Below are 22,971 nucleotides of genomic sequence, written 5' to 3'. Positions count from 1 at the left end.
ATAAACTGAGCACTAATAACGTTGAAATACATGGTTTATTTTACAGAACATCTCGCAAACGTAAAAAATCACTTTGAATTTATCGATTAATAGAAGGTTTTTTCGATGAAATGCACAAAAAAATATGAAAATTTTATGATTCAGAAGAAAGGTTGCGTTCTAAGCTGAAAAAATTTGAGGTCGAGTTCCTCTATTTTTTTAAGGCATCAAGTATTAATGAAGTGTAATTGGGATTACCGTCATGATTTCTTTCATCATATCTAATTGAACGGTGTATGTAGCCATCATTTAAATCCCACTCGCGAACTTGAAATTTATTATTTTCATCGAAATATTCTAAGAGTTGTATTTCAAAACCGCATTTAGAAAAAAGAGCGCTAAAGCTTTTGTAATCATATAGTATTTTGTGGTCATCGGCACCAGCACCATGTCCGCCTGGTTTTACATACTCAATATAATCTGGGTTTGAATGAAAACCATCTGGTACGGCTACACGTAATCTGCCCCCCTTTTTTAGAAAAAGATGACATGTTTTTGCCGCTATTTCACCTTGTTCTGGGGTCAAATGTTCCCAAACGTGTTCTGCCAAAAGGCCATCAATACTATTTTCATCAAAGTACTTATACCAGTTTTCAACTTTTAGGAGATTCAGAAAATGGGCTTCCGTTGGAATCCAATTTTCAGTAAATCTTTGACCACTTCCAATAACAATCTTCAGTGGGCTATCCTCTCTTTGATTTTTTAAAAAGTTTTTAAACTTCTTATATTCTTCTTTTCGTTTTATGTTAGTTTTACTGTAGGGATATATGCTTCTTAAGAGATTTTTTACTGCATTCATAGTTTATCTAAAGTTGAATTAATTTAAAACAATCGTCGAATGAAAATCTCTTAAAATGGGGGAGAGGAGGAAATGAATTTACTAATAGCTTGGCATCCAACCTACGGTAAAAGTAAAAAAAAATACTCTTTTGAAACATTTTATTCCAAGAAGAGTATTTTAAAGTTATCGAAAGTGCTGTGGTTTGTCTTAGTTTGGAGGAGTGAAACCAACATTTCTCCAAGTACAATTTTTCCATGTAACATTGAATTTACTGTAATTGGCATATTGTTGCTTCGCTTCGCTTATGAATCGGTCACCAGTATCGAAAAGACAATTCTCGAAAACTATATCTTCAGTGCGGAAATAAGTCGTGGCAACAATGTCAAAATTAGTGAAACTACAATTAATCAATTTATTTCTACTGGCCTTTGCAGAATAGGTAGTTCCTCCTCCTACGTTAAGAACAATATTAGTGTTTTTTACAACTATTCCATCAAAAACATTATCATAGCCCATACTCACCAGATCACGATCACCACCAGGGCCAGAATATCCATCGTCATAATCGCCCCAGTTGATAGCCCTCCAGGTATCTTGTATGTAAACGTTTTTAATTAAGTTGTTATTTGCTCCATTAAAAATCACTAATCCAGCATGCCAGTTATTATCAGTTGTATCAACACCATAAATAAAACTGTTCTCAATCGTATTGTTCTTTACACCTGAGAAATTTAATTCAAAATTTGTTTTTCTTGCAGTACAGTTTCTAAAAATATTATTTTCAGCTAAGTCTTTCATTATAAAACCATGTCCACCATGTCTTAAACTTCTTTCGCGATCTGCTAAACTATTTTCAATAATTGTATTATTAGTTCCGCCGGTAAGCAGGAAATAATAATCAGTGGGGTTGCCTGCATTGTCAGCATATACAGAGCAATAATTTACTCTAGAGTTATCAGAGTCAAATAGTTTTATAGCTTCTGCGGTCATATTTAAGACAAAACAATTTTCTAGAAGTGAATTATTTCCTTTTATGTGAAAACCAAAACCGTCGTAGGAATTGTAATCAGATTGAGTTCCTTGATCTATTATTACAACATTTCTTAGAACTACATTTAAACCTGTAGATGAAACTCCAATTCGAAATCTAGTTATTTGGAAGTTCTCTATTTGTACATGATTCTCCGGGATAGAAATCCCAGTTCCGCCAGAACTACCTCTAATTAATGGCATTTTTGAGGAATTCAACTGATCTCCATACTTGAAAGTAGAACCTTGATTGCTCATTAAATCGCCAGGAGAATTGGTATATCCAATAAATTTTATTGGATTATTGGCATTTCCAGAATTATCTGCAACTAGTTCTTTATTACCATAGTCACCGGCTTTAATGTATATAATATCGCCAGCTACTGCAGTATCAAATGCATGTTCAATATTCCAAGCCGTGGCTTCCGAACGCCCGTCATTTGAGGATCGTCCATTTACAGTAACAAAATAAGCTCCTTCAGTTGACGCAGTATTATCATTGGGGCTATCATTTTCTGGTGTTGGGTTTGGTGTCGGATCTGGAGTTGGGTTTGGTGTCGGATCCGGAGTTGGGTTTGGTGTTGGATTAGGAGTTGGAGTTGGGTTTGGTGTTGGTACTTCCTCTTCCAATTGTTCAATTAAGGGTGATCCTTCTGGTGCTTCATATGTTATTATTAATTTTGGTCCTTTTTTATCAGGGTGCTCTTTTGAAGCAAAAGCCAAATCATTTCCAGTACTATGAGTCATTATTAAGGTTGTAGCCTCTGCTTTAAGACTAAGGGCGTCCAATACAACCTTTTCGGGCGCACCAACCTTATATGCCTTGTTCATGTTGGCCAACTGAGTTTCAAGTGCCGGCGCATTATTTTGATTTAGATTTTCCTCCGTCCAATCGGCATTTAATCCCTTATGAATTGAAATATTGCCATCACCCTCGTCACTATCAATAGAAAACTGCAGTACCGCTTCCTTGATAGGACCATTAATTTGACTGAGGTCAAACATTAAATAACTAGTTCGAAAGTCCTCTTGTAAACGAATAATATGTTGATCATGACCTTCGTCATTTTGAACGTAAGCATCGTTTGTAGGAGTAAAAGCAAATGTTCGAGTGACTAGATTATTTTCAGAAATTTCTTCATTGGGAAGTTCTTTTTCTTCCAAAGAAATTTCTGACTCATTTAAAACAGAATCTAATAACAAATCAGTATCCTTGGAGCAAGAAAAGATTATTGAAAACACAAAAAGGAACAGGGTCATATGAATGACTTTTTGGGGGATAATTTTCATAAGTAGGTAATTTTTAAGAGTTGTTTAGGGTTTTGGGACTTAATATTGCAGTTTATCGATTAAGGGCAAATTTCACCGATGAAATGCAGTATTATTTGAACACTCAGCAAGTTTTACGGGTTTTCATCATAGTTTAGACGTTTAAAGGCGTATTTTTTCGACGAAATACACTTTTCTTTAACAATTAATTTGTATTTCTGTGTTTTGTCAGCAATTTTCTTCCAAATCACTTTATTATAACTGGTGAAGTATAAAAATGTTGTGAACTGCTCATTTTTATAGATGAACTGCTCGTTTTTCGTCATAAAATCGTTAAACTGCTAATTTTGTAGGACGAAATTCATTGATTTTTCGGTGAATAATGAAGTCAGTAATAAATTATCTTTCTGTAGCTGACAGTTTATAGCAAAAATAAAGGGCAACGTCGAATTCGTAAAGTAAACTTAAGATGGATTAGTTTAAGGATGGTTTATTTGCGAAGTACCTCTTCTTAGGTAGCTCTTATGGAGGTAAAAAGACAAAAGGCAAAAATCTTCTTTTTTTAACATCCTATATAAACAAAGAGGATATTGTAAAGAAGATTGATTATAGTTTTTAACTATTAAAAAGTTTGAATAGCTGTTTTATAGCCTTCCGTCAACCTCACCTTTGAGAATTCCTTTTACATCATATAAAATGCCTGATTTATTGAGCATTTTGTGAAGGTCAAGTGATAAAAACTCTTTGTGTGCCACCGTCAGAACAATGGCGTCGAAAGTTTCATTCGGAAGTTTATTTGTTGTTTGTAATGCATACTCGTGCATCACCTCACTTGGTTCTGCCCATGGGTCAAAGACTGTTAAAGTTGCGCCATAACTCTTAAGATGGTTTATAACATCCACCGCCTTTGTATTTCTCACATCCGGACAGTTTTCTTTAAATGTCACTCCGAGAACAAGAATTTTTGCGTCTTTAATTTTGATATCTCTTTGTACCATTAATTTGACCACCTCCGAAGAAACATATTTACCCATGCCGTCATTCATTCGTCTACCCGCTAGAATAATCTCAGGGTGATAGCCATATTCTTGTGCTTTCTGAGCTAGGTAATAGGGGTCAACACCGATGCAATGCCCACCAACTAGCCCTGGTTTGAACGGAAGAAAATTCCATTTAGTTCCTGCTGCTTCTAGAACTTCATGAGTATCTACTCCCATTAAGTTAAAGATTTTCGCAAGCTCATTTACAAAAGCAATATTGATATCTCTCTGTGAATTCTCAATTACTTTCGCAGCTTCTGCAACTTTTATACTTGGTGCTAAATGGGTTCCTGCGGTGATAACCGAAGAATAAAGGGCATCAACTTTTTTTCCTATTTCAGGTGTAGAGCCAGCGGTAACCTTCAATATTTTCTCTACCGTATGTTCTTTATCACCTGGGTTGATTCTTTCAGGAGAATATCCTACAAAGAAATCTTCATTAAATTTAAGTCCGCTGACCTTTTCTAAAACAGGTACACATTCATCTTCTGTAACGCCAGGGTACACAGTGGACTCATAAATTACGATATCTCCTTTTTTGAGAACCTTTCCTACCGTTTCGCTTGATTTGTAAAGTGGTGTAAGGTCTGGTCTGTTTGTCTGATCAACTGGAGTGGGTACTGTGACTACGAAATAATTACAATCATTTAAAGAATCTAGATTATCAGTGCAAAAAAGGCCGTTTTCATTGGAGGGCTCCGTCTTGCTAACCTGCGCTAACAATTCTTCGCTTACCTCCATTGTACTGTCCTGGCCATTTTGCAATTCGGCAATACGATTGGGATTTATATCGAAGCCCACAACTGAATATTTGGTGGCAAACAAGCGGGCTAATGGTAAACCAACATAACCAAGGCCTATTACCGCGATTTTTATATTATTCATGTAATAAAATTAAGAATATCAAATTTTTTGCAAAAGAATTAAATTTAATTGGAATTTAGTTGAAACTTACCGTTCTAAATTTTTCCAGTACCACTTTACGGCTTCTTTCAGACCCGTTTTCATGTCAAATTCTGGATTATAGTTCAATAATTTCCTCGCTTTTTCGATTGAGGCTAAAGAATGAGGGACGTCTCCTGCACGAATTTGCCCATATTCAATCTCAATCTCTCCAATTTTAGGGTCGAACTCCGCAAGGTAGTTTTTTACTAAAACCACTAATTCATTCAGTGTAGTTCGTTCTCCATAAGCAACATTATAAACCGTATTTGTTGACTTAGGTTTTGAGGCCAGAATTGCTCTTATGTTAGCTTCTATTACATTGTCTATGTAGGTGAAATCACGTGAATACGATCCATCACCATTAATAATGGGAGATTCATGATTCATGAATGATAAAACAAATTTTGGAATGACTGCCGCATAGGCCCCATTGGGATCTTGATGACGTCCAAAGACGTTAAAATAGCGCAGTCCAATGGTTTCCATATTATAGGTCTTTCCAAAGACATCAGCATACAATTCGTTTACGTATTTTGTAATAGCGTACGGAGAAAGAGGCTTTCCGATTTTATCTTCGACTTTAGGTAGGGTCTCTGAATCACCATAAGTTGAAGAACTCGCCGCGTAAATGAACCTTTTTACTTTCGCATCGCGGCATGCAACCAGCATATTCAAAAAGCCAGAAACGTTTACGGCATTACTGGTTATTGGATCGTTAATAGACCTAGGAACAGAACCTAAGGCCGCCTGATGCAGCACATAGTCAATCTCATTACACGCTTCTCGACATATATCTAAATCTCGAATATCACCTTGGATAAAATTAAAATTGGGGTGTTCTAGGATTGGTTCAATATTTTTTATCTGACCTGTCGCTAAATTGTCCAATACTCTAACTTGATTACCATTTTCAAGCAATGCTTTGCAAATATTGGAGCCTATAAAACCAGCCCCACCGGTAACTAGAATGTGATAATTGGAATCTAAATTTAATTTTTGAATCCCCATGGATTTACGATATTTTAAAAATTTGATGAATTGTTTGGCTATTGATTCTTGAAAAGGATAAAAGAGTTTTGTTCAAATAGGTTCTAAGTGTTTCATTTTCTACCCATGATTTAACTACTGTAATATTTTAAGTACCATTTTACATATTTTTCAACCCCTTCTTTTATTGAAGTATTGGGACTATACTTGTAGTCTCTGGTTAAAGCATCAATATTTGCCCAAGTTTTTTCTACATCCCCCGGTTGTATTGGCAACATTTTTTTAATGGCCCTTTTATTAAGGTTTAATTCAATTTCCTTGATAAAATCTAAAAGTTTAACCGAACGATTGTTTCCGATGTTGTAGAGTTTATAATATTCTTCTGATTCTTTTCTATTTTCAAGAGGTTTTTTTAACACTCTGAAAACTCCTTCGGCTATATCAGTAGCAAAGGTGAAATCACGCTCCATGTTACCTTGGTTGAATACCTTTATTGGTTTGTCATTGAAAATGGCGTTTGTGAATAGGAATGGTGCCATATCTGGACGCCCCCAAGGACCGTAAACAGTGAAAAAACGTAATCCCGTCGTTGGTATTTTGAAAAGATGGCTATAAGTATGCGCCATCAATTCGTTACTTTTTTTAGTCGCTGCATAAAGACTTATCGGATGATCTACATTGTCTTCAACAGTAAACGGAATCTTTTTGTTGCTTCCGTAAACACTAGAACTACTGGCGTATACAAGGTGCTTAATAGAATAGTTTCGACAACATTCCAATAAATTTAAGAAACCTACTATATTGCTGTCAACATAAACATTCGGGTTTTCAATACTGTACCTAACACCAGCTTGTGCTGCCAGATTACATACCAAATCAAAATTTTCATTTTGGAAGAGTAGGGGGAGCGCTTCTCGATTCTCAAGATTCATTTTAACAAATGAAAACTTTGGGCCATGCAAATTTCCCTCAACCGTTACATTCTGGTTTTCGACGTCCTCTTGCTGTATTCCTAATTGTTGAAGACGGGCATATTTTAGATTTACGTCATAATAGTCGTTCAAGTTATCTAGACCGACTACCGTATAATTTTCACGTAAAAGAAGTTCGCAAACATGGTAACCAATAAACCCTGCAGCTCCGGTTACCAATATCTTCATGACTGGCCAATTTTATAGTATTCAAACCCTATTTCTTGCATCGTATCTTTTTCAAGTAATCGCCTTCCATCAAAAACAAAAGCGGGTTTCAACATTTTATCATAAATGATTTTCCAATCATAGTTTTTAAACTCATCCCATTCAGTTAGAATGGCAATCGCATGAGCTTCTTCCGAAGCTTTTAATGGGTCATTGACAACCTTTAGTAAGCGTCTATTCTCTTCAGGGGACCTAGTTCCTAAGTAATCTAAATCTTCATAAACCTGACTTTCTGGTACTTTAGGGTCGTAAATTACAATCTCGGCCTTTTCGTCTAACAATGCATCTGCTACATAGATGGCCGCAGATTCCCTAGTGTCATTGGTGTCTTTCTTGAAAGCCCATCCGTAGAAAACAATTTTCTTGCCCGATACGGTATTATAAAGTGTTGTAACAATATTTTCGGCGAAGCGTCTTTTTTGATAGTCATTCATGATTATAACTTGTTCCCAATAATCCGCTACTTCTTGAAGACCATAGCTCTGCGCAATGTAGACTAAATTAAGGATATCTTTTTGAAAACAAGAACCTCCAAAACCAACTGAAGAATTAAGGAATTTGGCTCCTATCCTGCTGTCATAACCGATTGCTCTTGAAACTTCTGCAACATTTGCATCGGTTTTTTCACAAAGAGCTGAAATCGAATTTATTGAAGAAACTCGCTGCGCCAAAAAGGCATTTGCCACTAATTTTGAAAGCTCTGAAGACCATACATTGGTTTGTAGAATTCTATCTTTTGGAAGCCAATGTTGGTAAATGCCGGCAAGGGCATCTTTAGCTGTTTGACCTTTTTCGGTTTCCGCACCTCCGATAAGTACTCTGTCTGCATTCAATAAATCATCAATAGCAGTACCCTCAGCTAAGAATTCAGGATTTGAGAGTATTTCAAAATCAACCCCATTTCCAGTGTTATCTAGAATACTCTTAATAGCACTTGCAGTCCGAACTGGTAAAGTAGATTTTTCAACAACAATTTTATTGGTCTTAGCAACCTTGGCAATATTTCGAGCACAAAGCTCAATATTTTTAAGGTCAGCCGCCTGACCTTTGCCTTTTCCGTAAGTTTTTGTAGGTGTATTTACTGATATGAAAATCATTTCAGCCTCATCTATTGCCTTATCTATTTCTGTGGAAAAAAACAGGTTCTTTCCCCTAGTCTTTTCAACCAGCTCTTTCAAACCAGGTTCGTAAACAGGTAACTTGTCTAAATCCGAATGATTCCAAAGATCTATTCTTTCTTTACTTAAATCTACAACTGTTACTTGAATTTCTGGACACTGGCTGGCGATAACGGACATTGTAGGGCCACCGACATAACCAGCTCCAATACAGCATATTTTTGTAATTTTCATTCTAAGATGTTTAGTTTAATTCACAGATAGCGATAAAGTATACTTTAGTTTTTAAATTTTCTTTATCTCTAAGGTTTGGGTTTTCTTTTAGCGATGCAAAGATTACAAAATAACTCTACAATAGAATAAATATTGTCGACAAAAAGACTGATTTTCCTGTTTCAAGCGTATATTAAGCAAAATAGAAATAACTTCAAGTTTACTTACTAGTCTAATATTTCATTTAACCGATAAATTTTAAGTATTAAACGAAATTCGAACTTGTTGTAATAAAGTATAATTACTTTTGAGTCTCAAATGAACTTAACTAAAATTATTTAAAGTGGAGACACAAACAAAGATTTGGCTTTCCTCACCCCATATGGGAGGCAACGAACAGAGCTATGTTGATGAGGCTTTTAAAACCAATTGGATAGCACCACTTGGTCCAAACGTAAACCTTTTCGAAGAAGCCATCCAAAACTATATTAAAGATGGCGTACATGTAGCTGCCTTAAGTGCAGGTACTGCTGCAATTCACCTAGGTCTCGAAATACTTGGAGTGTCGCATGGTGACGAAGTATTGTGTCAAAGCCTAACTTTTTCGGCTTCTGCGAATCCAATCAAATACTTGGGTGCAGAACCGATTTTTGTTGATAGCGAGAGAGAAACTTGGAACATGTCTCCTGAACTGCTTGAAAAGGCAATTGTTGATAGAATTGCTAAGGGGAAAAAACCAAAAGCGATTGTTGCGGTCCATCTATATGGAATGCCCTATAAGATAAAAGAAGTCACGGAAGTTGCCAATAAATATGATATTCCAATAATCGAAGATAGTGCCGAAGCTTTAGGAAGCACTTATAATGGTGTTAAATGCGGAAGCTTTGGCGAAATAGGTATTTTATCTTTCAACGGAAATAAAATTATCACAACTTCAGGAGGTGGTGCTCTGGTCACCAAAAATGAAGAATTTAAGAAGAAAGCAGTCTTTTTAGCGACTCAGGCAAGAGACGATGCCCCGCATTACCAACATTCTCACGTTGGTTACAATTACCGTATGAGTAACGTTTTGGCGGGAATTGGTAGAGGGCAGATGGAAGTGCTTGATGAGCGTGTTGAGGCGCGAAGATCGAATTTTGAATTTTATAAAGCTAGCTTACAACATTTGGAGGAAATAGAGTTTCTAAATGAACCAAAGGGTTTCTTTTCCAATAGATGGCTATCATGTATTTTGACCCCTTCATACGAAATGAAGGAAAGAATTCGTTATGCTCTTTTAGAGGATGATGTTGAATCACGTCCATTGTGGAAACCAATGCACATGCAACCCATTTTTGAAACTTCCCCAAATTATTCAGATGGAACTTCTGAAGACCTATTTGAGCGAGGCCTTTGCCTGCCAAGTGGATCAAATTTAACGAATCAAGACTTAGAAAGAATAGTTGCTTTAATACTTAAAGAACTTACCAAATGATAAAAAATTACCTTGTAAGCAATGCCCACAGATATGCTTCAAAGTGGTTGGTACTAGCAATTGATGTTTTCTTGACATCGATTTGTTTTGTCTTAGCATATATAATTCGGTTTAATCTAACCTTAGATTTTAAAAGCGAAGACCTATTTATTCAACTTCCGATAGTTGCCGTAATAGCCATATCTTCTTTTATGTTCACTGAATCTTACAAAGGTGTGGTGCGCCATACAGGTGTAAGGGACGTTTATAAAATTTTCAATGCAATTTGCCTCTCTAGTATATTAACCATTTTCTTGGTTATAATTAATAGGCAGTTTGTTTTTGTGGATAATTTCACCATTCCATTGGGAATTATTATTATTCATAGTTTGTTGGCTTTCATAGCTCTAATAGCTTCGAGATACATTTTCAAGACGGCTTTTTTCAACTTGATCAAAAAATTCAAGGTTACTAAGAGTGTTTTGATTTATGGTGCAGGGGAGTCAGGAATTCTTACTTACAACGCAATTACCAATCAAACAAGTAGTAATGCCAGAGTGGTAGCTTACCTTGATGATGATCCTAAAAAAATAGGGAAAATCATCAATGGCGTTATGGTTCTTGGAAAGGATGTTCTATCTGAGTATTTCCTAAGCTCAAAGGATATTTCCGAAATAATTGTATCTATAAACAATGTAGACGCCAACGAATTGCGTGAGCTGGTGGAGAGCCTAGTGGAATTTCCAGTACAAGTAAAGATAGTACCACCAGTAGATAGTTGGATTAATGGAGAGCTCAAAGTTTCTCAAATTAAACAAGTTCAGATTGAAGACCTTCTAGATCGCTCGCCAATTGATATTAAAAAGTCGAAGGTTTCGGAACAATTGAAAAATCAAGTTATTATGGTAACTGGTGGAGCTGGGTCAATTGGTAGCGAGATTGTTCGACAGATTGCGAATTACGACTATAAGTCTTTAATTATTATCGATCAGGCGGAATCAGCTTTGTATGATTTACAACAGGAGTTGAAGCAGAATGGGTTTCATAATTTTGTTCCAATAGTAGGGGATATTCGAGATAAGAATCGAATGAACACCTATTTTCAGGAGCATAAGCCTACCATGGTTTTTCATGCAGCAGCTTACAAACATGTTCCTTTAATGGAATATAATTACTACGAGGCTATAAAAATAAATGTTGCGGGAACCAAGACTATTGTTGATTTGGCAATGAATCACAAGGTAAATAAGTTCGTTTTTGTATCAACTGACAAAGCGGTTAATCCGACTAACGTCATGGGAGCTACAAAACGAATTGCGGAAATGTACATAAGTAGTGTTCAGCAGGAAAATAAAACCAAGTTTATCACCACAAGATTTGGAAATGTGCTTGGCTCGAATGGTTCTGTTATTCCTTTATTTAGAAAGCAAATAGAAAAAGGAGGTCCGCTTACCGTTACTCATAAAGACATTACAAGATTTTTTATGACAATTCCTGAGGCTTCTCAATTAGTCTTAGAAGCTGCGGTAATGGGTGAAGGTGGAGAGATTTTTATATTCGATATGGGTAAATCAGTAAAGATATTTGATTTGGCGAAGAATATGATCAAGCTATCAGGCTTGAAGTATCCTGAAGATATTGACATTAAAATCACAGGTCTGCGTCCTGGTGAAAAACTTTATGAAGAACTACTTGCTAACGGAGAAAACACGCTTCCGACCTATCACAAAAAAATATTAATAGGAAAAGTCAAGGAACTAGATTACGCATTGGTGAAATCCAAAATTGATGAGCTTTGTGTGTCAAATATGTTTTTCAATGGAAATACCATGACTTTAATGAAGGAAATTGTACCTGAATATGTTTCAAATAATTCGGAGTTTTGCAAGCTTGACGAGCAGAATGAAGAGAAATCTACTATGACTAATAAAGGTGAAAAGAAAATCTTCCAATCATAATTTTCACTAATATTGCACAAAATAACACTATATACTATGTTAAAACAAAACAGAAGTTTTGGATGGATATTCTCATTTTTAATGGTATCTGTTCTTTTTCTATCCTCTTGCGCTTCAAAGAAGGAAGTGGTTTATTTTCAGAATACAGGAAGTTTTGAGACTATTGTAGATAAAAATAGTTTTACTCCTAAATTCAAAGTTGATGACTTGGTTAGTATCCATGTATCAACACTCAACAGTGAAGCTAGTGCGCCTTTTAATCTTTTTAGAGGAGCTGCAGAAGGTGGTATCCGACCAGAACAAGTTGATTATTTAATCGATAAAGAAGGTGAAATAGATTTTCCTGTGATTGGAAAAATCAAAATATCAGGATTTTCTGCTGATGAGGTTCGAAATTTATTGAGAGATAGACTTTCAGAATATTTAAAGGACCCAATTATAAATATCAGATTAAAGAATTTTACAGTAACTGTTTTAGGAGAAGTTAATAGACCTGGTACTTATCCGGTTAATGGGGAGAGAATTACCATTTTAGAAGCATTAGGTTTTGCAGGTGATTTAACGGTGAAAGGAATTCGTGAGAATGTAATGGTTATCCGTGATTTTGATGGCACTAAGGTTTATACAAGAGTTGACTTGACAAAAAAGGAGGCTATGAGCTCACCAGTTTTCTATTTAACCCAAAACGACGTGGTTTATGTAGAACCAAATCAGTCGGCGATTACTGCCTCAAGTTTGGATAATAGAGCTACGATTGCCGTCTCGATCGCTTCTATTTTAATTACCTCTACCGTTTTATTGATTACGAGAAATTAGTTCTAGAACCTAAGGAAATCTCAAATGAATCTTGATTCTCAAAATCCTACGGATAAAAACATCGACTTAAAGGAAGTCATTTCTGGTTATACCAAATATTGGAAGTGGTTTGTTTTTTCAGGAATTTTAGCTTTGATTCTAGCCTCGGTGTATATTAGATACACCACCCCTCAGTACGCTGCTGCGGCTAAAATTCAGATACTGGAAGATGAAAACTCTAGTTCCGGACTTTCCGCATTTTCAGATTTAGACGTTTTGGGTGGAGGAAAGAACAAAGTAATAGATGAAATTGAACTAATTGGTTCACGATCTAATTTCATTGATGTCGTAAAGGAACTTAGGTTGAATACTAAGATTCGTGTTTTAGGCAATGTTATCAGTACAGAACTATACAATAACCCGCCTATTAATTTGAATTTTATCGCCGAGGATTCAACGGTAAATAATGCAAATTTTGATTTTTATATTACACTTTCTTCATCTACCACATTCGGTTATAGTGAAGAGGAAGATAAACCGGTAAAGGTATACTCTTTCGGTAAAAATATTAGTACTCCTATGGGTGATATTGTTATTACCCCTAATATAGAAAGCTTCGATAAATATAAAGATGAGAAATTACAAGTTTCTGTAAGACCTGTTGATATGGTTGCGTTAGGTTACAGGAGCAAAATGAATATTGTAAATAGTGATGATAAGTCCAACATAGTCGACATAAGTTTAGAAGACCCCATTAAAGAAAAGGCAATTAATATTGTAAATTCTTTAATCAAGGTCTATAATGAAAGTGCTGTAAAGGATAAGCAAATCATTGCAGATAAAACATCAAAATTCATTGATGACCGAATTGCGGCGATTTACGGTAGTCTGTCCAACGTTGATCAAGATGCTCAGGACTTTAAAACTGGTCAAGGTGTGGTTGATATACCGGTTGAAACTAATATAAATCTGAGTGCTGGTGTTGCAAATCAGCAAGAATTAGCTGCGGCAAGAAACCAATTGAATATGGCCGCTTCGATGAGCAATTTAGTAGATTCTCAAAAGGGATATGAAGTTTTACCAGCTAATTTAGGAGATCCTGCTACCAATAGCGCTATTGCACAATATAACAAATTGGTTTCTGAGAGAAAACGTTTGCTCGAAAGCTCAAATGAAAAAAACCCAATTATTGTCAATCTAGATCAACAATTAGATGGCTTAAAGGGAAGCTTATCTTCTAGCTTGAAAAGTACTGTCGATAATTATAGTTTGACCGTAAATTCACTTAGTGGTCAACAGGCAAGATTTAACTCCAAAGTTTATTCCTCTCCTAAGAATGAAAGAGCTTTGCGGGAAATAACTCGAAAGCAACAAACTACAGAACAGTTGTATTTGTATTTACTTACCAAAAGAGAGGAATCTCAAATAGCAGTGGCCTCAAAAGAACCAAAATCTAAAACTATTGATAGTGGTTATAGTGTAAGCAGATTTCCAGTTTCTCCAAGAAAAAACCTGGTTTACTTGGCATCCCTCATTTTTGGACTGTTAATTCCTTTTTCAGTTATTTATGGTAAGGACCTATTGGATACCAAGGTTCATAATATGAATAGTTTGGAAAAACTCACTACCGATACTCCTGTTTTAGGAGAAATTCCAAAATTGTCAAGTAAAGAAGATAAGTTGGTAATCAAAGAAGATAGGTCTGTTTTAGCCGAGTCTCTTCGAATTATACGAACGAATTTGGACTATTTGATAAAAACCAAAATGTCTAAAGAGGGTAAAAACAATGTTATTTTTGTTACTTCAAGTGTTCCAGGTGAAGGTAAAACCTTTCTTTCTACGAACCTGTCTATGATTTTAGCAAGTACAAATAAGAAAGTTTTGCTAATTGGAGCGGATATTCGAAATCCAAAAATTTACACGTTTTTCACTGGCAGTAATGTTGATAAAATGTCTAAACCTAGTAGAAATAAGGATGCGGGACTTACAGAGTATTTATATGACAATACGCTGAACACTAAAGATATTATCAATCCAATGTTAGTACATCACAATACTATTGATGTGGTATACTCAGGTAGAATACCGCCTAACCCAGCCGAGCTGCTGATGAGCGATCGTATGAAAGAACTTTTTGATGAGGTGTCTGATAAATATGATTACGTGATAGTGGATACGGCTCCGCTAATGGTGGTAACCGATACCTTACTCATAAGTCAATATGCCAATCATATGATTTATGTAACCAGAGCTGGAGTTACGGAAAACAAAGCCGTTGGATACCCCTTAAAATTACAAGAAGAGGGTAAGATTAAGGGACTGTGCTTTGTGGTCAATGATGTTAAAAACTCTGATTTAGGCTATGGAGGTAAGTATGGCTATGGTTATGGTAAATCTCAGAAAAAATGGTGGAAATTTTAATCGTATTTCTAAAAATAAATTGTCTAAAACCCCTGAAAATTTTCAGGGGTTTTTTTATCTCATTGATTTGGTAACAACTAAAAATTTATTGAAACATTTTATTTGGTCGAGTATTTTAAGAGGATTATAATTTAATTGATATCGTATTTAAAAATAGTAACCCCAATAAAATATGATATTGCGCGTTATTTTGGTCAAGGGGGGTATCTCATTCGAATGATTTTCTTTTGTTCATAGAATACTGATTGTTTATCGGTAAATGACTTAAATATCAACATCGGCTGTATTTCACCGATTAACGCCTAATTTTAAACGAAAAGCGTTAGGGTATTTTCGGCATTAATTGTTATTAAATTATCTTTGAGGTCCAAACCGACCCCTACCGAAATGAACTTGATTTTGCCTTTAACAAAGCATTGCTATGGAAAAAAAATACCTTTCAATTTTTCAATTCAATATAAATTTAATCCCTGGTTTTTTTAAGAGAGTCCAGTTTTTTCCTTTTTTACTACTATTTTCCTTCATATTAACTGGGACTGTAGCCTATGGTCAATTCCCAGATTCTTTTGCCAAAGTTGAACTTGCAAGTGGATTGTCAAATACAACTTCTTTTGAATTTGCACCAGACGGAAGAATTTTCATTTTAGACAGATATGGAGAGGTTTTGATTTATGATGCCAATCTAGGTTTTGTTCAGTCTGCTGGTACAATCGATGTATTTCATGAACAAGAAGATGGTTTGTTGGCTATTGAGTTTGACCCGAATTTTACTTCCAACAATTTCATTTATTTATACTATTCTCCTGATGGAGTAGCCGAAATTAGTAGAGTTTCTCGCTTTACGTTAACAGGCGGGGCCACGCTTGACAACTCTTCGGAAGTGGTTTTGCTAGAGTGGCCAACCGATCGTAGTTCTAAATACCATTCTGGTGGTGACATGGCCTATGATTCAAATGGAAATTTATATATTTCTACAGGTGATAATACAACCTATCCAGATACATATACAGCCATTGCTTTACAAAATACCGATACACCAACAAATAGAGACCATAGCGCGGAAAAATCTTCATCAGATACAAATGCCTTTATGGGGAAAGTTCTTAGGATAACCCCCCAAGTCAATGGGACATATACTATACCCAGCGGAAATTTATTTCCGGGGGGCACTGGTGGACTTCCCGAAATATATGTAATGGGTGCAAGAAATCCGTATAGAATATTTGTTGATAAAGATAGGAACGACTGGTTGTATTGGGGAGAAGTTGGGCCTGATGCTCAAGTCGCTAGCGCTCGCGGACCGATAGGTATGGATGAACTGAACCTTACAAAACAAGCTGGTAATTTTGGATGGCCCTATTTTTCGGGAAATGACAACTTACCTTACCAAGTGGTTTATAATGGCTCACCTCCTTTTTATAACGATCCTTTAGCTCCAGTAAATACTTCAATTTTTAATACAGGAGCGACAGATCTTCCACCGGCGCAACCCTCTCTTTTATCATTTGGTGGTTTTTTTAAATGTGTAATGTCAGGTTTTAGATATGACTATGACCCTGGTCAAACTGATCAACAAAGACTTCCAATCGAATTTGATGACGCCTATTTCTTTTTCGATTTTAATACAAGCCGAATCTATGTTATTAACCTTGACGTCAATGGAAATGTTGTACAGAATCTAGGCAGCGAAACCTCATTTAGCAATGTTCCTCAATTTGGTCCTTCTACATTCCCGGCCTCTACAGAGGGCTTTATTGATATGGAACTTGGTCCAGATGGCAAAATGTACATTTTAGCTTATGGTGTTCCATGTTGTAGTAGTGATGCCGGTCCATCGGGCAAACTTTATAGAGTTGATTATACGGGTATTACAACGAATAGCCCTCCGGTAATACAACTTAGTGCTACTCCAACAAATGGAAACTTGCCTTTGGTTGTTAATTTTTCGACCGCAGGTACTACCGATCCAGATGGAGATTCCCCTTTAACGTATGAGTGGGATTTTGATAGTAACGGTACGGTTGATTCTACAGATCCTAATCCTACCCATACTTATACTACAGCTGGAACTTTCAATGCGCAAGTAAAGGTGAATGACGGCAATCCAACAAATGGACAGAGCATTAAAAATGTTACGATTTATGCAGGTAACAATTTGGCAACTTATACAATTAACTCTCCTGTTGTAGGGGGGCTCTTCAATTGGGGAGATGATTTGAATATTGATATTGAAGTAGTAGATGAGGGATTAACCGTTGATTGCAATGATGTGGTAGTTGTGCCAGGCTTTGGGCATTTAAATCACGTACATCCCGAACCTTCAATAAACGGTTGTCCACAGGTACTCACTATTGAAGCAGACGATAATCATGGTACAGAAGGGCAATTAGATATTTTTGGCTCCATATCTTTAGAGTATACGGATCCTGGAGGTTTGATTTCCAGGGACTTAATAACAATACACCCCAAAAGAAAGGAAGCGGAATTTTTCAGTTCCCAAAATGGAACTACGATTATACCAAATAATGATCCACTTGAAGGTGGGCAATCAGCGCTTCGAGTAAATGATGGAAGTTACATGTCTCTTGATGGGAGAAACCTTCTGAATATGACTGCGGTAAAATATAGAGTTGCCGCCAATAGTGCTGGTGGTACAATTGAGTTAAGATTAGGAAGTCCAACAGGGAGTGTTTTGGTAACAACTCCAGTTCCCGCGACCGGGGGACCTGGTTCTTGGGTTTATATTGAAACTCCTATAACCGACCCAGGAGGAACGAATGATTTGTTTTTTGTTTTTAATGGCTCGGGGTCAAATATTTTTGATTTAGATTATATCGAATTTATTGGTGCTGGAATTTCAACTGATAATTCACCACCAATAGTTGAAAATGTTAATGTTGTAAATCCGACAACGGTAGCAGTTACATTTTCTGAATATTTGAATGAAGTAAGTGCCGAAACTTTGGCCAATTATTCAATTGATAATGGTATTACAATTTCGGCAGTGAATTTACAGGTTGATGACAGAACTGTTTATTTAACCACCTCTGCTTTAAGTTCAAATATCAGTTATGTATTAACGGTACAAAATGTTCAGAATACTTCTAACCTCGGAATTCCCTTAGGAACATATTCTTTCTCGGTTATTGATGGTGTAAGAGTAAACGCTGGTGGGGGTGAACTGGTCGTTGGTGGAGAAACTTTTATCGCCGACAACTACAATGCTGGGGGATCTGTTTTTGATACAACAGAGCCCATTGAAGGAACAACTGATGACGCATTGTATCAGACAGAACGTTTTGGTCCTGGTGGTACCTTTGGTTATGAAATCCCAGTTGGAGCATCAAGTGAATACGATATTCGTTTACATTTTGCGGAAATTTATTATGGTCTTCCAGGTGGAGGTTCAACTGGTGGCGTAGGTTCGCGTATATTTAATGTGAGTATTGAAGGTATTCAAGTACTTACTAATTTTGATATTTTAAGCGAGGTTAATCCGGCTACTGCACTGACAAAGGAGTTTAATAACGTTCAAATAAGTGATGGGGCTGCAAGTATTGTATTTACAGGGATAGTAGAATCACCAAAAGTGAGTGCTCTTGAAGTTCTTAATCCAAACACTTTTGACGATACTTCTAGTTCAGATATTACGATTGTTTCACCATCTAATGGCTGGGATGTCAATCAACCTTTTGAAGTGGCATTTACAGTTGAGAATTGGACTATTCTCGAAGGTGATACACACATGCATTATTATATTGATGATATGATGGTTGGGCCGTATTACAGTTATGAACCTATTTCTATAGACGGATTGAGTTTAGGTGCACATACCATTAAGCTGGAATTATTTAATGCAGACCACACAGGCACAGGCATTTTTGATGAGGTGACGGTAAATGTAACTGGGGCTATTACGTGTAACACAACACCATTCCCAGATCAATGGGGAGTAAAACAGTTAGAAACCACCTCACTTCCTCAAGTATCTGTCTATACTTTTGCAGATTTTGATTTTGACGGTGATGGTTTAAAAGATATTGTTACTGGCGGATGGTGGTATAAAAATCCAGGTACGATTCAAGGCACTTGGGCTCGAAGCACCATTGGCACCGATTTCGATAATGTTGTCTGGGTATATGATTTTGATGGAGATGGTGACCTTGACCTTTTAGGAACCACTGATGATGGCAATAGCCCATTGGGTTATCAAGGATCCGATTTAGTTTGGGCTCAAAATGATGGGTCAGGCGGTTTTACGGTGTTTACAAATATTCCCTCAGGAAATACTACATACAATGAACCTTTCTTGGCTGGTATTGCCGGTGGTGTATTTTCTGTTGGAGGTCCATATCAAATGGCCATTAACTGGAATGGCGCAGAAACTTCGGGCTCACCTATGCAAATGTTGACCCCGACTACGGATCCAACTACTGGTACATGGTCACTTGTTGATATGGTGGGAGCTGTTTCGACAGGTGAAGATATTCAAGCCGGAGATATTGATCAAGATAATGATTTAGATCTGTTTCAAGGTACGAATTGGATACGCAACAATGGAGGAACTTGGGAGACTATTTCCACCGGTATCTCCTATGTGACTACCGCCGACAGAGCTCAACTAGCGGATTTTGATCGCGATGGTGATTTAGATGCTGTTGTTGGTCAGTTAGGTTTTGGAGCTGGTTCAAATCCCGCAAGATTTGAATTTGCATGGTGGGAAGCTCCTGCAGACCCTACTCAGCCATGGACGAAAAGGGTATTGGACCCAGATGTCAAGGGTTCTTTGAGCGTATTCGCCACTGATATCGATTTCGACGGGGATAAAGATATTGTAGTTGGAGAATGGTTGGGTCAATACAGGCTTATTGTTTTTGAGAACGACCTTTGTGATAGTGGAAACTTCATAAAACAAGTGATTAATGACGGAATCCCTGGTCAGGAACACCATGATGGTGCTCGAGTAACTGATTTGGATAACGACGGGGATTTAGATGTAGTTTCCAACGGATGGTTTGTCGGTTCTGAATTGCGTAATTTTCCAAGAATTTACGAGAATCAAACTGTACCGGTGGCCGATGACGAACCCATAGTGGATGCTGGTCCTAATCAAGATGTTTTGCCCGGCAATACAACATTAAATGGTTCGGCTAGCGATCCCGATGGAGGTGCTATTGTATCCTATCAATGGACGCAAGTAAGTGGACCAAGTACAGCTACCTTAACTGGTGACACTACTGAGACTCTAGTGGCCTCTGATTTGATTGAAGGTGTTTATGTATTTAGATTGACAGCAACGGATGATGAGACCGATACAGGTTTTGATGAGGCTACCATAACGGTTTCAAATCAGTCCCCAGCAATTCGAATAAATTCTGGAGGACCGACTTATACATTCAATTCAACCACTTGGTCTGAAGACCAGTACTTTACTAATGGAACGATTGTAGAAAACGCCATTGCAATTGCTAATACTGATAATGATCAGTTATATCAAACAGAACGTTTTCACACTGGAGATTTAATTTATGAAATACCTGTTAGTAATGGAGATCATAATGTAAACTTACACTTTGCAGAAATTTTTTATGGAGTTCCAGGGGCTGGATCGAGCGGTGGTGTTGGATCTAGAATATTTAATGTCGATATTGAGGGTGGCCAAGGCACACTTACTAATTATGATATTATTGCCGAGGCAGGTGGTAGTGCAACCGCTATTATAGAGAATTTTACCGATATCACCGTAAATGATGGAAGTTTAACAATAACACTTACAGGCGTTACTGAATTTCCAAAAATTTCTGGTATTGAAGTAGTCGTTCCAGGCTTAAGTAATGCGCCAATGGTTTTTGCTGGTGATGACCGCACAATTACCTTACCTAATAATAGTCTTACATTGGATGGATCAGCTACCGATCCGGATGGTGGTGCCATAGCTTCATACATCTGGACACAGGTAAGTGGTCCCAATACAGCTACTTTTAGTAGCACTACTATTGAAGATCCAGATATTAGTGATTTGGTGGAGGGAGATTATGTTTTTCGTTTGACAGCTATAGACGACGAAAATGATATGGGCAGTGATGAGGTTACAATCACCGTAGCCAGTGAACCATCTAGCCTATTAATTAATTCTGGCGGACCGGCGTTCACTTTCAATACTCAAGAATGGACAGCGGATCAATATTTCGTGGGCGGTTCGATTTTTGAAGAGGCAATAGCAATCGCAAATACTGAAAACGACGAATTATACCAGACGGAGCGTTTTAGTACTTCAGGTACTTTAGTGTATGAAATCCCGGTAATAAATGGAAATTACAATGTCGATTTACATTTTGCAGAGTTGTTCTATGGAGTCGGAAGTCAAGCTGGAGGAGTAGGATCTCGAATATTTAATATTCAAGTTGAAAACGAAGCTCAAATTAGCAATTATGATATCGTTGCAGCTGCGGGAGGAAGTGCTACTGCCATAATAGAAAGTTTAACGAATGTTCCTGTAACTGATGGTATGCTGACTATTACATTAACGTCGGTAGTTGAATTTCCAAAAATTTCGGGTATTGGTGTATATGAAACACGTCCACCGGATGTAAATGCAGGATCAGATCAAACAATAACCTTACCAACGAACAGCACTGTTCTAAATGGCATGGCGTCGGATCCTGATGGAGGTATGCTGACATATCAATGGACTCAAGAAAGCGGCCCAGGAACAGCTACATTGACAGGTGCTGATACGGCTGACCTAACTGCAAGTGATCTTGTCGAAGGGGAGTATGTTTTTAGACTGTCAGTGACTGATGATGAAGGTGAAATGGCTTTTGACGAAGTAACCGTAACAGTTGTACCTGAAGGTGGTATGGGTGACGCACCGGTTGCGGTTGCTGAAGCAACACCAACTTCTGGAGCACCACGTTTGCTAGTGACATTTACGGGAAGTAATTCAACAGATAATATTGGAATTGCAAGTTATCTATGGGATTTTGGAGATGGAACTACTTCAACTGAAGCAGATTTAGAAAAAATTTATGAAGTATCAGGTACTTATGAAGTTATGTTGACTGTTACCGACGATGGAGGATTGACTGATACCGCAACTCTTACAATTACCGTGGTTGACGATCCTACAGATAAGATGGATATCATTCTACAAAGTAACCCTCCAAACCCAACAGATGGTGGATTTGCCCATATACAGGTCATTAACCAACCAACGGATATGAGGGTTTTGAATATAACCTTGCATGATGTCGGAGGTCGTTATCTCGGGGGCTATTTGGCTCAAGAAATTGAACAAAATGGAGTGTACCGCTTACCAGTCGCCACACTTGGTGATGGAATCTATTTTGTACGTATTGCCATGAGTGAAGGCAAACCAACTCTTATAAAATTATGGATAAGAAACTAAAGTACTAAATGACCAATATCGCAAAAAGGCTCCTCTATTAAGGAGCCTTTTTAGTTCAAATATTTATGGATTTAAGTACATTACAATAAATTATTGCTATTTTTAACTACTCATTCTACTAAAGACTATTTAGATAAAATAGTCAATTCCAAATGCAGTCCCTTGTTTGATTATGTTTTAGTTTTGGATTGTATTACACCGATTATGCCCCGTAAATAAAGGATTTTATCGCTTGAACGAATTGTTGCGGCTTAAAACGGGATATTTTTGCAGAGTAATCGATTCCCCTTATTTTGTAAGTTATTTTATCAATTAA

At 36.9% G+C, this 22,971-nt stretch carries 11 protein-coding genes; 5 read left to right on the top strand and 6 right to left on the bottom strand.

Features of this window, described 5'->3' with window-relative positions; genetic code table 11:
• Positions 1-190: 190 nt before the first annotated feature.
• From FEE95_RS17965 to FEE95_RS17940, 6 genes are all read right to left on the bottom strand, one after another.
• A complete protein-coding gene (locus FEE95_RS17965) occupies positions 191-838 on the bottom strand; it encodes a class I SAM-dependent methyltransferase (RefSeq protein ID WP_212748455.1) in 648 nt (215 codons plus the stop codon).
• 189 nt (positions 839-1,027) lie between these two features.
• Entirely contained in the window at positions 1,028-3,139 is a 2,112-nt protein-coding gene (locus FEE95_RS17960; protein ID WP_138659406.1) for a CBM96 family carbohydrate-binding protein, read from the bottom strand.
• A 623-nt stretch (positions 3,140-3,762) separates the two neighbouring features.
• Positions 3,763-5,043, bottom strand: coding sequence for a nucleotide sugar dehydrogenase (locus FEE95_RS17955; protein ID WP_138659405.1), 1,281 nt, complete (start codon positions 5,041-5,043; stop codon positions 3,763-3,765).
• Between the two features lie 66 nt (positions 5,044-5,109).
• Positions 5,110-6,111 (bottom strand): SDR family oxidoreductase, encoded by a 1,002-nt coding sequence (locus FEE95_RS17950; protein WP_138659404.1) that lies wholly within the window; start codon positions 6,109-6,111, stop codon positions 5,110-5,112.
• Positions 6,112-6,221: 110 nt separating this feature from the next.
• Positions 6,222-7,250 carry an NAD-dependent epimerase gene (locus FEE95_RS17945; RefSeq protein ID WP_138659403.1) on the bottom strand — a complete coding sequence of 343 codons (1,029 nt, stop codon included), beginning with the start codon at positions 7,248-7,250 and terminating at the stop codon, positions 6,222-6,224.
• Positions 7,247-8,641, bottom strand: coding sequence for a nucleotide sugar dehydrogenase (locus FEE95_RS17940; protein WP_138659402.1), 1,395 nt, complete (start codon positions 8,639-8,641; stop codon positions 7,247-7,249). The genes FEE95_RS17945 and FEE95_RS17940 overlap by 4 nt, the downstream gene beginning before the upstream one ends.
• Before the next feature lie 361 nt (positions 8,642-9,002).
• Between FEE95_RS17940 and FEE95_RS17935 the strand changes: the two genes are divergently transcribed.
• The 5 genes from FEE95_RS17935 (at position 9,003) to FEE95_RS17915 (ending at position 22,655) form a co-directional block, all read left to right on the top strand.
• Positions 9,003-10,094 (top strand): aminotransferase class I/II-fold pyridoxal phosphate-dependent enzyme, encoded by a 1,092-nt coding sequence (locus FEE95_RS17935; protein ID WP_138659573.1) that lies wholly within the window; start codon positions 9,003-9,005, stop codon positions 10,092-10,094.
• Positions 10,091-12,031: a polysaccharide biosynthesis protein gene (locus FEE95_RS17930; protein WP_138659401.1), complete on the top strand. Its 1,941-nt coding sequence runs from the start codon at positions 10,091-10,093 to the stop codon at positions 12,029-12,031. The genes FEE95_RS17935 and FEE95_RS17930 overlap by 4 nt, the downstream gene beginning before the upstream one ends.
• 36 nt (positions 12,032-12,067) lie before the next feature.
• Positions 12,068-12,847 (top strand): polysaccharide biosynthesis/export family protein, encoded by a 780-nt coding sequence (locus FEE95_RS17925; RefSeq protein ID WP_138659400.1) that lies wholly within the window; start codon positions 12,068-12,070, stop codon positions 12,845-12,847.
• 24 nt (positions 12,848-12,871) lie between these two features.
• The gene (locus FEE95_RS17920) at positions 12,872-15,247 is read left to right on the top strand and encodes a GumC family protein (RefSeq protein ID WP_138659399.1); all 2,376 of its coding nucleotides are present in this window, start codon (positions 12,872-12,874) and stop codon (positions 15,245-15,247) included.
• A gap of 421 nt (positions 15,248-15,668) precedes the next feature.
• Positions 15,669-22,655: a malectin domain-containing carbohydrate-binding protein gene (locus FEE95_RS17915; RefSeq protein WP_138659398.1), complete on the top strand. Its 6,987-nt coding sequence runs from the start codon at positions 15,669-15,671 to the stop codon at positions 22,653-22,655.
• The last annotated feature ends 316 nt before the right edge of the window (positions 22,656-22,971 follow it).

Source organism: Maribacter algarum (ex Zhang et al. 2020) (assembly GCF_005885635.1).
GTDB lineage: Bacteria > Bacteroidota > Bacteroidia > Flavobacteriales > Flavobacteriaceae > Maribacter_C > Maribacter_C algarum.
The sequence above is the reverse complement of the archived record's forward strand: the minus strand, read 5'-3'. Positions and strand labels throughout refer to the sequence as shown.

Coding starts and splice junctions, on each gene's coding strand:
- FEE95_RS17955 (WP_138659405.1), bottom strand. CDS start 5,043: ATGAATAATATAAAAATCGCGGTAATAGGCCTTGGTTATGTTGGTTTA.
- FEE95_RS17935 (WP_138659573.1), top strand. CDS start 9,003: ATGGGAGGCAACGAACAGAGCTATGTTGATGAGGCTTTTAAAACCAAT.
- FEE95_RS17915 (WP_138659398.1), top strand. CDS start 15,669: ATGGAAAAAAAATACCTTTCAATTTTTCAATTCAATATAAATTTAATC.
- FEE95_RS17940 (WP_138659402.1), bottom strand. CDS start 8,641: ATGAAAATTACAAAAATATGCTGTATTGGAGCTGGTTATGTCGGTGGC.
- FEE95_RS17930 (WP_138659401.1), top strand. CDS start 10,091: ATGATAAAAAATTACCTTGTAAGCAATGCCCACAGATATGCTTCAAAG.
- FEE95_RS17965 (WP_212748455.1), bottom strand. CDS start 838: ATGAATGCAGTAAAAAATCTCTTAAGAAGCATATATCCCTACAGTAAA.
- FEE95_RS17945 (WP_138659403.1), bottom strand. CDS start 7,250: ATGAAGATATTGGTAACCGGAGCTGCAGGGTTTATTGGTTACCATGTT.
- FEE95_RS17950 (WP_138659404.1), bottom strand. CDS start 6,111: ATGGGGATTCAAAAATTAAATTTAGATTCCAATTATCACATTCTAGTT.
- FEE95_RS17920 (WP_138659399.1), top strand. CDS start 12,872: ATGAATCTTGATTCTCAAAATCCTACGGATAAAAACATCGACTTAAAG.
- FEE95_RS17925 (WP_138659400.1), top strand. CDS start 12,068: ATGTTAAAACAAAACAGAAGTTTTGGATGGATATTCTCATTTTTAATG.
- FEE95_RS17960 (WP_138659406.1), bottom strand. CDS start 3,139: ATGAAAATTATCCCCCAAAAAGTCATTCATATGACCCTGTTCCTTTTT.